This is a genomic window from Arsukibacterium sp. UBA5043, from assembly GCA_002415085.1.
Classification (GTDB): domain Bacteria; phylum Pseudomonadota; class Gammaproteobacteria; order Enterobacterales; family Alteromonadaceae; genus Alishewanella.
Window position 1 is genome coordinate 292,201 of the sequence record DIBV01000001.1, and the last position, 13,840, is coordinate 306,040.

General features: G+C 48.0%; 13 protein-coding genes. 8 read left to right on the plus strand and 5 right to left on the minus strand.

What is annotated here, in order from left to right; genetic code table 11:
* Positions 1–48 precede the first annotated feature (48 nt).
* Entirely contained in the window at positions 49–1,701 is a 1,653-nt protein-coding gene (locus B2Q61_RS01340) for a tetratricopeptide repeat-containing response regulator (protein WP_290616547.1), read from the minus strand.
* A 216-nt stretch (positions 1,702–1,917) separates the two neighbouring features.
* Between B2Q61_RS01340 and B2Q61_RS01345 the strand changes: the two genes are divergently transcribed.
* Positions 1,918–2,229 (plus strand): DUF6482 family protein, encoded by a 312-nt coding sequence (locus B2Q61_RS01345; RefSeq protein WP_290616545.1) that lies wholly within the window; start codon positions 1,918–1,920, stop codon positions 2,227–2,229.
* A 31-nt stretch (positions 2,230–2,260) separates the two neighbouring features.
* Here B2Q61_RS01345 and B2Q61_RS01350 read toward each other — a convergent pair whose 3' ends face one another.
* From B2Q61_RS01350 to wecA, 3 genes are read right to left on the minus strand one after another with little or no spacing between them, the layout of a single operon-like run.
* Complete coding sequence (locus B2Q61_RS01350) at positions 2,261–3,433, minus strand: polysaccharide pyruvyl transferase family protein (protein ID WP_290616543.1); 1,173 nt, start codon at positions 3,431–3,433, stop codon at positions 2,261–2,263.
* 17 nt (positions 3,434–3,450) lie between these two features.
* Entirely contained in the window at positions 3,451–4,758 is a 1,308-nt protein-coding gene (locus B2Q61_RS01355) for a flippase (protein ID WP_290616541.1), read from the minus strand.
* A gap of 36 nt (positions 4,759–4,794) precedes the next feature.
* The gene (gene wecA, locus B2Q61_RS01360) at positions 4,795–5,859 is read right to left on the minus strand and encodes a UDP-N-acetylglucosamine--undecaprenyl-phosphate N-acetylglucosaminephosphotransferase (protein WP_290616539.1); all 1,065 of its coding nucleotides are present in this window, start codon (positions 5,857–5,859) and stop codon (positions 4,795–4,797) included.
* Positions 5,860–6,013: 154 nt separating this feature from the next.
* Between wecA and B2Q61_RS01365 the strand changes: the two genes are divergently transcribed.
* The 5 genes from B2Q61_RS01365 to B2Q61_RS01385 are packed head-to-tail and all read left to right on the plus strand — an operon-like array spanning position 6,014 to position 10,796.
* A complete protein-coding gene (locus B2Q61_RS01365; RefSeq protein ID WP_290616537.1) occupies positions 6,014–7,090 on the plus strand; it encodes a glycosyltransferase family 4 protein in 1,077 nt (358 codons plus the stop codon).
* A gap of 3 nt (positions 7,091–7,093) precedes the next feature.
* Positions 7,094–7,834, plus strand: coding sequence for a WecB/TagA/CpsF family glycosyltransferase (locus B2Q61_RS01370; protein ID WP_290616535.1), 741 nt, complete (start codon positions 7,094–7,096; stop codon positions 7,832–7,834).
* Between the two features lie 13 nt (positions 7,835–7,847).
* Positions 7,848–8,750, plus strand: coding sequence for a glycosyltransferase (locus tag B2Q61_RS01375; protein ID WP_290616533.1), 903 nt, complete (start codon positions 7,848–7,850; stop codon positions 8,748–8,750).
* 14 nt (positions 8,751–8,764) lie between these two features.
* Complete coding sequence (locus tag B2Q61_RS01380; protein WP_290616531.1) at positions 8,765–10,114, plus strand: O-antigen ligase family protein; 1,350 nt, start codon at positions 8,765–8,767, stop codon at positions 10,112–10,114.
* Complete coding sequence (locus tag B2Q61_RS01385; RefSeq protein WP_290616529.1) at positions 10,098–10,796, plus strand: hypothetical protein; 699 nt, start codon at positions 10,098–10,100, stop codon at positions 10,794–10,796. The genes B2Q61_RS01380 and B2Q61_RS01385 overlap by 17 nt, the downstream gene beginning before the upstream one ends.
* Here the strand turns inward: B2Q61_RS01385 and B2Q61_RS01390 are convergent.
* Positions 10,793–12,016, minus strand: coding sequence for an MFS transporter (locus B2Q61_RS01390; RefSeq protein ID WP_290616527.1), 1,224 nt, complete (start codon positions 12,014–12,016; stop codon positions 10,793–10,795). The genes B2Q61_RS01385 and B2Q61_RS01390 overlap by 4 nt on opposite strands.
* 132 nt (positions 12,017–12,148) lie before the next feature.
* On the opposite strand from B2Q61_RS01390, the gene B2Q61_RS01395 reads away from it, so the two are divergent.
* Positions 12,149–13,138 carry an amidoligase family protein gene (locus B2Q61_RS01395; RefSeq protein ID WP_290616525.1) on the plus strand — a complete coding sequence of 330 codons (990 nt, stop codon included), beginning with the start codon at positions 12,149–12,151 and terminating at the stop codon, positions 13,136–13,138.
* The gene (locus B2Q61_RS01400) at positions 13,123–13,812 is read left to right on the plus strand and encodes a gamma-glutamyl-gamma-aminobutyrate hydrolase family protein (RefSeq protein ID WP_290616523.1); all 690 of its coding nucleotides are present in this window, start codon (positions 13,123–13,125) and stop codon (positions 13,810–13,812) included. Before B2Q61_RS01395 ends, B2Q61_RS01400 begins: the two co-directional genes overlap by 16 nt.
* Positions 13,813–13,840 lie beyond the last annotated feature (28 nt).

The window sequence follows — 13,840 nt, forward strand, 5'->3', positions numbered from 1 at the left end:
AATCAACCCCCGGCAGCAATGCCGGGTTACTTTTATCACTTTTCGTAATTAACTATTCGCTTTGGGCCGACGGGTCCGGACCACCAATTGTGGATACTGTTCGCAAAGTAAAGTGACATAATGCTTAAATTTGTCCTGAATGGGTTTTTCCAGCACACTGGCTTTCAGTAGTTTTATAGCTTGTTTGCAATAGCGAAAATATTTAGCCGGCAAGCTACCGCATTTACTGGCCGTTTGCAGAATATTCATCGCTAATATGGTGTTGGTGGGCATCAGCTCAAATGTCTCACAGAACAAGCTGACGGCCTGAATAAAAAATCCATTTTCGTATGCATCGCCAGCTTCGCCACTAATTTGTTTGATTGTTGCTTTAAGTTCTTCATGGCGTATTTTTTCCATCTTCAGCATGATTTTCTGCGTTTCAGTCAGATAGTCATCGTTAATTAAGTAACTCGCCAGTTTGTCGATATAAAACTGGCTACTATGAATGTCGCCCAGCTCAAAATACGCTTTGGCAGCATCCATACAACTATCGATGGTCATTTTCTCTGCTTTGTCCGCTACGCCATTGTCCAGCAATGGCTGCCGTGCCTCAATCAGCAGGCCCTTTGCTGCCAAAATACGGCTGCGTACAACATTAACCGCTTTAAACCAACCGTTGTCTGCCGACTGTTTTGCCACGCTGTCGACAAGCTGACTGGCATTTTGCAAAATGATCGTTCGCTCCAGGGGATTTTTACTGTAGGCGACATCAATTAAACTTCTGGCATGATTCAGATAATTTTCAGGACTATCGTCAACTGAATAGCGAGCCGTGGCGACCAGTTTGCCATTAATTCGTGCGGCGGCTTCTTTATCACCAATAATCACATTAAGGTTACTAAGCGTGCGTTGCCGTTTAATATTCTGGGGTGACAGCAATACCGCCTGATATAAGGTTTGCTGGGCGCTGTCGTAGCGACCGTATTTCACCATCAGGTGCGACAACCAATCAAGTGCTTCCACTTTAGTAATTTCAAATTGGGTTAAATCAGCTAACTGCAGTTCGGTGTCATCCCAGCGCTCCAGATAAAACGCAGCAATAGCCGCGCCCAGTCTGGCCCAGGGCAATGTTTTCTGAGTTAGTACTTGCTTATAAAACTGCTCAGCTTGCTGGTACTGGCCGGCTTTTAGCAGTAATTCGCCTTTTATCCGTAAAGCCTGAAAAGCAAATTCAGCTTTGTTTTTGGCAACGCTGTCGCATTCTTTAATAGCTCCGCTGAAGTTATGTTCGAACAGATTTAAATGTACTTTTCTCAAGGCGATTTTCTGTTTTACCGCCCGGATAATCCGTTCATTTAATATTGGAAAGGTAAACGGTTTTAAAATGTAATCGTCAGGTTGGAGCTCTATGACACCGTGCACCAGCTGGCGCTGGTTTTCAGCGCTAATAATAATAAAACAGCATAACGGGGGCATCAGTGCCTGTTGTTTTAGTATTTCGAACAGTTGATAGCCGTCTTTGCCCTCACCAAGATTGAAGTCGCACAGAATAAAGTCAAACGGAATATTTTGGCAGCGGCTTATTGAGTCGTTGGCGTCGCGGCTTAAATGAATAGCCTCAAAACCTATCGTTTGCAGCATTGCTTTGACTGATGCCCGCACGGGGGCACTGTCTTCAACAACAAGAACTTGTTTACAACGAAAAAAACTGGCATCCATGGCAACACCTAAAGGCGATAAATGATATCGCAACGGCCGAAAAATATTGTTGATAGTAGCGTTGTTTTAACCTGTAGGTAAAGTAATGAATGCTTAGCGGTTTAGCATGTGATTGTCGTTTTTATTGGCTGAAAATTAATCTATAACTTAAGCCGCAGCGTAAGAGCAACAGTAAACAGTTATCCCACTACTAATAACTAATTTCGGAGCCTTGCCATGCATTATCATCGTGTTGCCCATTTAAACCGGCAGGAAGTGCGAATTGATGAAGTAACAATTCATTCTCTTGAGATGGGGATTTATCTGGTCGAAGTGATGTTTGACAGTCGCAAAGGCTTTATTGTTGATAGCGATAACCGGCCACAGCAATTTCACAGTGTGGAACAGGTTAAACTGGCGTTGACCGAGTGCGTAGTCAGAGAGGCATTTCTGGTTCACCAGTCTGCCTATGATGAGATGTGCGGTGGCCCGGAAAAAGTGGACAACACGTTAAGCGTTGCAGTCCACTTTAACCGTACCGAAAATTAGCGCTTTTAGCAGTGTAACATTATCCCGCTGCTTACTTTGCGTTGGCCGGCGCCAGATGTTGCCATAATTGCTGCCACATCTGTTGATTACGCTGTTTCAACTGAGCGGCTCGATCTGCTAGCTGAGGCAGAATGTCGGCTTTGCCGGCCAGTAGCAGGTCAACTGCAAGACATAAGCTGTCGGCAGTAAGATCTTCTACACAAAAGTCTGCCATGCCGAAATCGCTCATCATGGCGTGGTACTTATGACTCCAGCTGGTAGCGATACAGGGCACGCCCTGACTTAACGCATTTACCGCGCCATGAAAGCGCGAGCTGATCACCATCTCGGCAGCCCCAATAAAGGCTTTTACAGCGAGCGGGTCTTCAATCTGGACCAGACCACAAGGTGATAACTTGGCAATTTCAGCGCACAGCTCGGCATCTTCGCGTCCCTCATGATTTACCAACACCACCTGATAGCCCAAAACCGTAAGCTTATCCGCAGCAGCGGCAAAAGCACCAACGTAACTCGCCCGCATAGCTTCTGCATCTGCATGATTGTATTTAGATACGACCTTGGAGTTTGGAATAAGCGCGACGTAAGGCTTGCTAACCTCGGGTAATTCATGATTAGCCTGCGGGGTTAACCCAACGGTAAAATCGGGTGTTAATATCACACTGGCCGGTAGTGGGTTTATACAACTTTGCAAATGAGCCAAAGACACCGGGTCGCGCACGAAAATCAGCCTGGCGTGTTGAATAATGTCCCGCATTGCTGCTTTACTCTGTTCGCTGGCAAAGGGACCGAATGCTTGGGGCATAAACACAAAAGGTTTGCCAGCATGATGAAAACGTTTCACCTCTTTGGCGGTATTTTGTAAAAACTGCAACGGCCATTGATCGCCGTAAGCAAAACCGCTCGCTTCCAGCACGATATCGACGTCGCGTTCGGTTACCATACCATAGCGTTTAAACACCCTCTGAATCGCCCCAGGCAGTTTGGCTATCATGCCAGTTAAATCCAGACCTTTGCGCCGGAACGCCAGTTTTTGCCAGGCGCCCAGGCGGGCCCGTTCCGGATAAGGCAAGTTTGGCCCCGGAGAGAGCACTAACTGATAATCTGGCAGGTTTTTTAAACCATCGAGACAAGCCAGCAACATCAGATATGCGCCTTTGTTGCGAAATTGAACGCCTTTAATTTCGACCAGCAGCGGTTTGTTCATATAAAACCCTTTTAAAGTTAGCCAGTGCGTCGCGTGGTAATAAGCTGCCATAGCTGAGCACGGGTACTGGCAAAGATAAATAGAAAGAAAAATGATGCGAAGGCGTAGGAAACCAGGGTAGCCCAGGCTGCACCAACAATCCCCATTGATGGAATCAGCCACAGGTTCAGTCCGATATTTAACACGGCACCAATTCCATGACTAAGCAAAGACAAAGGCTCTTGCTCAGTGATAATCAGATGCTGGCTAATCAGATAGCGTACAAAAATAAAACAACCAGCCCAAATATGAATACGCAGTACCTCAATCGCGGCGCTGAAATCTGCACCGAATAACAGGCTGATTAACCAGGGCGCTGCAAAGGTCATCAGTAGCGCGATGCCAAACGCCGCACTGAAAAAAAACAAGGCAAACCGGCGTAGCTTCAAGTAGTAGGGAACCATGCCATGTTGGTAGGCTTTTAACATATCGGGGTAGTATCGGGTAGCTAAGGTGGCCGGGAACACATACCACAGTTCTGACAACCTGCTGGCAGCAGCATAAATACCCGCCTGCTCGGCGCCTGCCATCGCGCCTAGCATCACAATATCAATTTTCAGGTAAATTACCGCGACAATGCCCGATAACCACAACCAGCTGGCACGTTTTAACAACGGTTTTATCTGCGCGCCACTGAACCAGCGCGGATGATAAGGTGGCCAGGTTGCTGTGCCTGGCATAAAGGGTTTTTGCTTGAAGCGATACAGCAGGTACTGGGCAACACCTACCAACATAAATTCAATGCCGGTCATAAGCAGTAAACTGGCAATACCAAAACCGGTATACAGTAACAGCAGTTTCGCGCCAAAACTGACTAGGGTAATAGCGGTTTTTAAATATGCGGTACTGCGAAACGTGCCCTGATAATTTAAATAAAACTCAAACAGCAGCAGGCCGAAAAAGCTTTGCAACAGAAATAATATCGGAATAGCAATGCCAGTATGGCCTTGCAGCATATCAGGATAAAGCAGGTAAAACCCCAGTAGCATCAGGCTGCCACCCAGCAGACCCACTGCCAGGCGAAGGCTGACCGCACTGTATAATAAGGTCATCGCTTGCTCGCCCGTTTGCTGCTGTACCATCCGGCGTATTACATTATTATTAAGCCCCATACTGCTCAGCGGCACCAAAAAAGCGCTCCAGGCCATTACTATGGAGTAAATCCCTAACTCGCTGGCACCGAGCACCCTTGCTACAAAAATAGTGAGCACTGCTGCTGCCACTAGCTTCACCAACCGGTCTCCCAGCATCGCCGTTGCTCTGGCAACTAAGATTTTTTTTAGCATATTAGGCTCATATAAAAAGATTATCGAAAATCAAGACTAGCGACGGTTGGCTAAGTTGTGGCGAATGGCGGAGATAATGCGCCATATATTTTGCAGCAGGCCAATATACAGAGTAAATACCAGCGTAAACAACGCTAACATTGCCACTTCCGGTACCAGCAAATATTCACCAATAATGCCAATACAGGCAAACACCCAGGCCAGCGCAGTGATCAGAACCAGTGATTCGCGTGGATTAAGCCCCAGCCGGAGCGAAATATGATGCAGATGCTCCCGGTCTGCCTGAAATGGCGACTGTCCTTTTAAAATTCTGCGCAGCATGATAGCAACCATATCCATTAATGGCACTGCAATTAACCACAGGGCAGTGACTGGCCGGAAACTGGCTGTTTCACTCTGGGTGCTGATGAGTAACAACCAGATAACGGATAAACCAATCAGCATGCTACCGGCATCACCCATAAATATTTTTTTATGCTTAACCCAGCCAAGGTTAAATGCCAGGTAGGGCAGTAAAGCTGCAATAAATACCAAGGGCAATATTGCCTGAGCCGGTTGGCCCCACAACACCATAAATACAGCGATGCTGGTAAAGCTCACCATGCTGAGCAGGCCTGCCAGGCCATCAATACCGTCGGTCATATTAAACGCATTAATAGCGGCAATAACCGCGATAAGGGTAAACGGAATGCCAAAAAATCCCAGTTTGACCTCACCAAAACCAAAAATATTACCCAGATTATTAATATGCAAATCGAGGCTGTAGATCATGGCCAGTCCAACTACGAGCTGAATCGCCAGCCTGAGCTTGACACTTAAATCCAGGGCATCATCAAAAGCACCAAGAATAACAATGACTGTGGCGCAGGCCAGGTAGTAACCCAGCATGATGTCTGAAGAAACCTGGGCTCCCAGCACCAGCATTAATGTCAGGTATATCGCCAGGCCGCCGATTAATGGCACCGCGCCCACATGCTGCTTGCGCCCATGTGGGATATCAAGCAAGCATAGTTTTGGCGCTAATGGCCGAAGCAGCAGGATAGCCAGTAAGCTGGTTATCACTGCTAAAATCAGACTATAGGTTGATTCAGGTATCGGCATGCTCATTCCGCATTTATTTTATTCAGCCTGTCGTCAGCTGTTATCGGGTTATAATCTATTTTGTACATACTATATTGGTTAGTTGCGGCTAATTAGCTATAAACTAAGTGTTTTTAATGGCCCTAGTGCTTATTGTAGTCAGGAATACCGGCTTTTGGACAGTAAAACATTGAATAGTAAAGCCCGCGTGCTAATTATTACCAATATGGGCCCGAAACCTGCAGCGCCTTTTCAGGGCCAGTTTGTCTGGCAACAGGTTGATGCGCTCGCCGCAATAAAGCCTGGCTACCATTTTATGCGTTGGCATACTGACTCCGTGCTGAACCGGCTGTTGAAATATCCGGTGTTTTTTCTCGACTTTATGTTCCGCTATCTGTTTAGCCGGCGAAAATATTCAATTTTACATGTCCATTTTTTTTACCCGACTATCTGGCTGGCGTTACTGTATAAAGGATTACGTAATCCGGCTGCTAAAATTGTGGTGACCTGTCATGGCAGCGATATATACAAATATCAGCCTCCCGGCTTCTGGTATCGTTGGTGTGCCGCTAAAGTACAGCATTGGATTTTCACCAGCGATGCACTGAGACAGCGCTTTAGTTTGCCTTGTCGCCATAGCAGCGTGCTGTCGGCAGGTATTGCTGATAATTTTGCGTCCGGGCCAAGGCTGGATAGCCGTAGCAAGCCAATTGATTTACTTTATGTTGGTAGCCTGGACCACAATAAAGGTATTGACCGTTTAATTAGCTTGCTGCCTTATTTAACCGAAAAAAAAGTGGTTATTGCTGGCGGCGGGCCGATGTTTGATCAGGTATCTCAGGCTGCTGCGTTATCCGCCAATATCACCGTGTTGGGGCCGCAAACTGCCAGTGAACTGGCTGGTTTGTACCAGCAAGCGCGCTGCTTTATCAGTTTGTCCCGAACTGAATCATTCGGGCTGGTCATGGCTGAGGCTATGGCCTGTTACACCCCGGTAGTTGCTACCGCCACTGATGGTGCCGCCGCGCAAATCAGACCGGGAGAGAACGGTCTGATGGTAGCGCAAAATACGATAGAATCGCCACAAAGCGAGCAGCAGTTGCGAACAGATTTGCTGGTGGCACTGCAACAGCTGTGGCAGTTACCGCCGGCGCAGTATCAGCAGCTGCAACAGGGCGCCAGAGACTGGGCGCAGCAATGTTTAGTTAGTGATGTTGCCAGAAAACTTATTGGTCTTTATCAGGAAGTGTGAGTTATGTCAGAAGCAAAGCAAGCCGCGAGACCGGAGCAGGTAACAGTTGGGCTGATCCAGGTTGCTGCTTTTAAAAATATGGCGTCGCTGTTGGAGTATATTGTGCCAATAGACAAGCCTGTGTTCGCTGGCTCTGCCATTGCGATTAATCCAGAAAAAGTGCTAAGCGTAGAAAAAGATCCGCAGCTACTGGAGGTTATTCAGGCAGCTGATATTCGTTATGCCGATGGCATTGGGGTAGTTAAGGCCATGCGCAGGCGTTTGGGACGGCATGTTGAGCGGATACCCGGATGCGAATTATGGCAACAGCTTATGCTGCGGGCTGCACATTATAAAGTACCGGTGTTTATTATTGGTGCCAAGCCGCAGGTGCTGGCACAAACGCGTGATAAATTGCTTGCTGGCGGCACCTACCTTGTCGGAGCAGTCGACGGCTATTTTACCGATGAGACTGCGCTGCTGGCACAGATAAAGCAAACCGAACCGCAAATAATAAGTGTGGCGATGGGTTCACCCCGGCAGGAGTTGCTTATTCAACGGTTGCGTCAGGCTCACCCCAATTGCTTTTACATGGGGGTAGGCGGCACTTATGATGTTTATACCGGTAATGTGAAACGTGCGCCGGCGCTGTGGTGTAAACTCAATCTGGAATGGGCTTACCGGCTGGCATTGCAACCGAGCAGAATTGGCCGGCAACTCGGCTTATTACGCTATCTGTGGTGGTACTGGACAGGCAAGGTGTAACAGGATGACAAACATGAACGTTAAACAAGACTGGCCGTTAATCAGTGTCTATATGCCAACTTTTAACCGGGTGCAGATGGCTATCCGGGCCATTGATTCGGTGCTGGTTCAGGATTATCCCAACTTTGAACTGTTGGTGGTTGATGACGCTTCCACGGATGACACCTGGCAAAAGCTGACTGATAAATATAGTAATGACCACCGGGTACGTTTTTTTCGTCAGCCCCAGGGCAAAGGGGCCTGTGCGGCCAGAAATCGGGCAATTAACGATGCCAGGGGAGATTTTGTTACCGGCATTGATGATGACGACGAATTTTTACCGCATCGGCTGAGCAGTTTATACCGGGCGTATGATCCGCAGTACAGCTGTGTATGTTCCGGTTACATCTGGGATTACGGCAGCATGCAGAAAACCTTGTTCGCTCACGATGAAGTGGTGACGCTGAGTAGTTTACTTGATTTGCATACCTTATCGAATCAGGCACTGGTCAAGCGGGAAAGGATGCTGCAATTGCAGGGGTTTGATGAGGGACTGGCGGCGTTTCAGGATTATGATATGTGGGTCAGAGTGGTAGCGGAGTTTGGGCCGGCGCGGCGCATAAGCGATGCCAGCTATAAAGTGAATGTTGGTCATGAACTTGGCCGGATCACTAACTCGCCGAAACGACTGGATGCCCACAAACAATTTGTTGCAAAACACCGGCCGCTGATGAGTGAGCGGAATTTGCAAAACCAGATGTTTTACCGGCTGATGATGGAAAAACAACCCTTGAGTTTGCTGGAATTGCTGCGCCAGTGTCGCTATGGTTTACAAAAGTTAAAATGGCGATATTACCTCAAGCAAAAAATGGCCCGATTAAGCAGTTTACGTATTCGTTTGTTCAGTAAGGGTTTTGCCGGGTTATTTAAAAAATAATGTTGCAATTGCAGATGCCTGACTCAGCACCACCTGCTTTGATGCCCAAACTGGTCGCGGACAGCTGGCCTGCAATGCTGCTGTTTTATCTGGCGCCCTGGTTTTTGCTGATCGACAGTATCAGTGGGGCTTTGCAACAGTCGCCGCTGGCGTTGCCGTGGTCAATGTTTTATAAAGCACTGTTGCTTAGTTTACTGGTGTGGCAATTAATCCTCTGGCGTGACAAAACCCTGTTGCTGCTAGTTGGTCTGCTGATTTTGGCGCTGGCAGGACCGACATATAGCTACCTGACACTACCTGAGCTGCAGAGCGCTGGCCCAGGTCGGTTTGCCAGCAGCGAACTGCCGTTGCTGTTAAAAACTCTGGCGCCATTGTTAGCCTTTAGTTTTTACCGCCAGTTTTGTGGCCGCTATCCGGCGGCGTTTATGGTAATGACAGACCGGCTGATGTTGCTGAGCTTCGTGGTTATTCAGCTGAATCTGGCCTTGGGCCTGGCCGGTTTTGGTGGTACGGCCTATCAGCCAATGGATAATGTCGCCCAGTCCTTTCTTGGGCTAAAAGGCTTCTTTTATTCAACCAATGAGCTGGCTGCAGTGTTGTTAGTGGTCAGTGGCTGGCTGTTATGGCGCAGTTGGCCACGCCACAAAATCTGCTACAGTGTCGTGAGCCTGTTAACAACAGGCAGTGCTATGTTATTGCTGACGAAAACAGGTTTGTTAGGGAGCCTGCTGCTGGTGGCGTTTATTCCTTTACTGAGCGCCAGGCCGGGTTTCTGGCGGCGACACTATAAAATACTGTTCAGTTGTCTGGCGCTGACACTGGCCTTGTTGATGCTGCTTAGCTGGTACGCAGAACCTGCTTTACGAGCGGTAGGACTGTACGACAAACTGGCGTATGCCTACCAGCAGCGTGGCGTGGCCGGTATCGTATTGTCATCCAGAGATCTGTATTTGACGGTGATCTGGCAGCAAACAGAGCAACATTACACCGTGCTGCACCGGCTGTTCGGGGTTGGCGTGGCGGGCGTTAGTGTTCTGCTGAAAAAATATTTTATTGAAATAGACGTCTTTGATCTGATGGTATTTTATGGCATCGCGGGTATGTTGATTTTTGGCCTGACATTTGGCCGCTTTATTTATAGTTCAGGCCGCCGGTTAACGGTTCACCCATTGGCGGCAACAGCGTTATTTATTAATGTGTTATTACTGGGGGTAGCCATGCTTGCCGGACATATTCTGACATCGGGCATGCTCTGGTTACCCTGGGCGTTGCTAAATGCCGCGGTATTCAATCAACAGCTCAGTTGTTCTTTAGCCGGCGCCAAGCCCAACCCTGTACGAGGGCCAGATGAAAGACTTGCTTGAACCTTTGTTATATCCACAGAATATTTTTCTGTACGGTTTGTTAATTGCGTGCATTTTCTATCGCAAAAAAGGCCTCTGGTTTTTACTACTGGGATTTTATCTGGTGGGTAATACTTATTTTGCCAATTTGGTACGAAGCCACTATGCAGGCCAGATTGGCGGCACTAGTCTGGCGCAAAGTAACAGCACTTATGTGGTGTTGGGTTGCGGCGGCTCGGCAGAGGCATTGCCAGCCTGTGCAAGGGCCAGGCTGGATCGGTTGGGACAAAGCCTGGCAGGACAGACAGCAGCGGTGATTATTACCACCCGCCATTGCCAGCCATACCAGGATTATTTGCTCGGCCAACAACCCCAGCCGTTGGTGATTGATTGTGTTGATGCTGGCGATAATACCTATCAGGAGTTCAGCCATTTGAGTAAAAGGCTGAGTAAGCAACAACCTCTGCAATTTGTAACCAGCGACTTTCATGGTTGGCGGGTGACTAAACTTATCCGCTATCACCAGCTGAATGCGGGGTTAAGTACGGTAAGTAGCCAAACCTTCCGACCTTTAAATTGCAATCTGAATTGCATGTTTATCGTTAATCTGAGTAATTATGACTTATACAGCAAACTTATTGCGGAATATGCCAGTTACGCCGTATGGCGGGCTAGTGTAATCGCCGGCGTATGGCAGTCTTAATCATCGTTCAGGGCGTTATTAATCATGGTTTGAGTTACCTGAGTGGGTGATACCGCATTAGAATGAGGCCGCTGACTTATTTGGCGCCGGAAGCAGTAATGATAAAATGCCATCATGGCAACAATAGCGGGCAACAGACCAATAAAATAGAAAAATACCGCATTCCCAAATTGGTCAAGCAGTAAGCCTGATAACATTAATCCGCCGATGGCACCCAAGCCATTGGCACGGATCAGTACGCTGCTGGCGGCAACCATCTGCCGTTTTGCCAGATGATCATTGGTATGGGCAATGGCCATAGAATAAAGTGGCAAAAATAGCGCACCAAAAAGATAGCAAGCCAAATATAATTGCCAGCCACTGGCAACAGTTAACTGTGCCAGCCAGATTGCAACAATACTGGCGCCAAATCCACAGACTGTCATAACCATTTTGCGATCAAAACGATCAGACAGTTTGCCTAACTGGAATTGCATACAGAGACAACCAAAGATAAATATCGCCATCAGGCTGGCGATATTAAACAGGGGTAAACCCAGTCTGGAAAAATAAACCGGACCAAAGCCAAACATCGAAGCATACCCAAATTGTAAAATAAAACAGGCCAACACCCCTAGCGGCACTATTTTCAATAGTTGGCGAACCGGCATTTTCTCAGCTTGTTGAAAGGTTGGCGCCGGCGTTTTGGTGATTAACAACGGAATTACCGCCGCACTGATAAGCACTGACACCAGACTGAACTGAATAAAATCGCGTGGGTCGCCAACCGTGATTAAAAACTGGCCCAGGCCAATACCACCGAACAGCATGGATACATATAGAGACAATAAAGTGCCGCGGTTCTGGTTATCAGCTTTATCATTTATCCAGCTTTCAGCAATCACAAAAATGGCAGAAAAACAAAAACCTGATAATAGCCGCAAAAAAAACCAGGCGTATGTATTTATCCAGATGGCATGCAGCAAAATGCTGATAGAAGCCATAGATGCCAGCGCGGCGAAGGCCCGGATATGGCCGACCCGCATAATCATTTTCGGCGCACGAATTGATCCCAGCAAAAAGCCGATAAAGTAACCCGTCAGCATCAAACCAATGCTGACACTGGCGAAGCCTTCCAGTTCGGCGCGCAGCGACAGCAGGGTGTTTTGCAGGCCAGTGGTCATGCCAACAATGGCGACGCCGATAAAAAGTGGCCAGCTTGATTGAAAAACAGTTTTCAAAACAATCCCTTCCTGATTACGAAAGTTAATAGTTTAACCTAAAGCCAATGTTATTGCTGCACTAAGCCTGTTTGTTGACAAGGCATGGCCGCTACCTTAGGCTAATCTTAAGCAATGAGTTAAGAGGTGACTTTGGCAAAACACGCGTTAACAGCATTACCGTGGCAAACAAGCTATCGTCACCAGAGTCGCCGGTATGGTATAGAAATAGAATTCAGCGGTTTGGAGCTGGCAGACGTGCAACAACTGGTTGCCAGGCATTTGTCGCTTAGTGCCAGTGAAAGTGGCCGCTATCGCTATAAACTGACCGGTGACCCGGCCGGTGACTGGTTAGTAGAACTTGATTTTCAGCTGTTGGCCAGGATGGGAGAGCAAAAATTTAATGCGGACTCACTGACGGATAACTTACAGGAGTCGCTGGAAACGATAGTGGCAGCAGTAGCAAAAAAAGTGGTACCGCTGGAGCTCGTTACCCCGCCATTGCCTTTTGCCGAACTGAGTAAGGTAACAGAACTTATTACCCTATTGCACAAGGCTGGTGCGAAAGGGTCGTCCGAGTCGCTGCGTTATGCGTTTGGCTTGCAGCTTAACCCAGAAATTCCGTCTACAGATGCAAGGTTATTGCTGGCGATTATCCGGGCGTTCGTCTGTTTGCAACCCTGGCTGCGGCAACGGGAGAATATCGATATTGTCCGCACCTTAACGTCTTATATTGAACCTTATCCTGCGGCCTATCAGCAAAAAATCATCAATAAAGACTATCAACCCGACCTGGCTGAACTGATTGATGACTACCTTACATTTAATCCCAGTCGCAATCGGGCTCTGGACTGTTTACCGCTGTTTATGCATTTAGACAAAGCACGGGTCAGAGCGGTAACAACTGATAAATTAATTAAATCACGTCCCGCTTTTCACTATCGGCTACCTAGTTGTGAAATTCATCAGGCGGACTGGAGTTTGCAGCGTGCCTGGGATGGTTGGGCGCAGGTGGAAATGCTGGCGAACGATCAGACACGTTTGCAACAATGCATGACCGCTTACCAGCACTATATGGCAAAGACCGGCCGTTTCGAAAAGTCCTGGATCAGCGAGGTAGAGCAGCAATGGTTAAACCGGTAATTGCGATAACCGGTCCTGAGCGGGGCGCCTTTGGGCCGCGGACACTTGTGGCCATTGCAGTGCGATGGTATGGCGGAATACCGCTGCAATTAAAGCCGTCCAGTAAGCTGGCCGCTAAACATTTTGATGGGGTGGTAATCACCGGCGGCCATGATGTCGATCCCGTTTTGTACGCGGCTGAAGCGGAAGTGCATCCAAAGTATGATCAGGCACGGGACGAGCTTGAAATGGCAGTAATAAAAAAAGCAGAAAAAGAGCAAATGCCGATGCTGGGAATTTGTCGCGGTGCACAGCTGCTGAATGTTAGCCGTGGTGGCAGTTTGTTTCAGCAATTGACAGATCAACGCCGGCATACTTCTAAGCGCTGGACGGTGCTGCCGCTTAAAACCCTCTGTCTGGCAGATACGGACTCTGCATTAAAAAAGATTTTCCAGACACCAAAAGCCCGGATAAATAGTCTTCATAATCAGGCCATCAACCAGTTGGGCCAGGGCCTGAACGTGGTCGGTCTCGATTTAGATAATATTATCCAGGCGGTAGAAGACCCAAGCCGAGACTTTGTTTTGGGGGTGCAATGGCATCCGGAGTTTTTAATTTTTATACGCCGCCAACGCCATTTATTTAAAGCTGTAGTCAGCCAAGCCCGGCGTCGTCAGTCGGAAGCAAAGGGCTGACGCTTGCTTATGTCACTCGGTTATAGCC

Coding starts and splice junctions, on each gene's coding strand:
- B2Q61_RS01340 (WP_290616547.1), bottom strand. CDS start 1,701: ATGGATGCCAGTTTTTTTCGTTGTAAACAAGTTCTTGTTGTTGAAGAC.
- B2Q61_RS01345 (WP_290616545.1), top strand. CDS start 1,918: ATGCATTATCATCGTGTTGCCCATTTAAACCGGCAGGAAGTGCGAATT.
- B2Q61_RS01350 (WP_290616543.1), bottom strand. CDS start 3,433: ATGAACAAACCGCTGCTGGTCGAAATTAAAGGCGTTCAATTTCGCAAC.
- B2Q61_RS01355 (WP_290616541.1), bottom strand. CDS start 4,758: ATGCTAAAAAAAATCTTAGTTGCCAGAGCAACGGCGATGCTGGGAGAC.
- wecA (WP_290616539.1), bottom strand. CDS start 5,859: ATGCCGATACCTGAATCAACCTATAGTCTGATTTTAGCAGTGATAACC.
- B2Q61_RS01370 (WP_290616535.1), top strand. CDS start 7,094: ATGTCAGAAGCAAAGCAAGCCGCGAGACCGGAGCAGGTAACAGTTGGG.
- B2Q61_RS01375 (WP_290616533.1), top strand. CDS start 7,848: ATGAACGTTAAACAAGACTGGCCGTTAATCAGTGTCTATATGCCAACT.
- B2Q61_RS01380 (WP_290616531.1), top strand. CDS start 8,765: ATGCCTGACTCAGCACCACCTGCTTTGATGCCCAAACTGGTCGCGGAC.
- B2Q61_RS01385 (WP_290616529.1), top strand. CDS start 10,098: ATGAAAGACTTGCTTGAACCTTTGTTATATCCACAGAATATTTTTCTG.
- B2Q61_RS01400 (WP_290616523.1), top strand. CDS start 13,123: ATGGTTAAACCGGTAATTGCGATAACCGGTCCTGAGCGGGGCGCCTTT.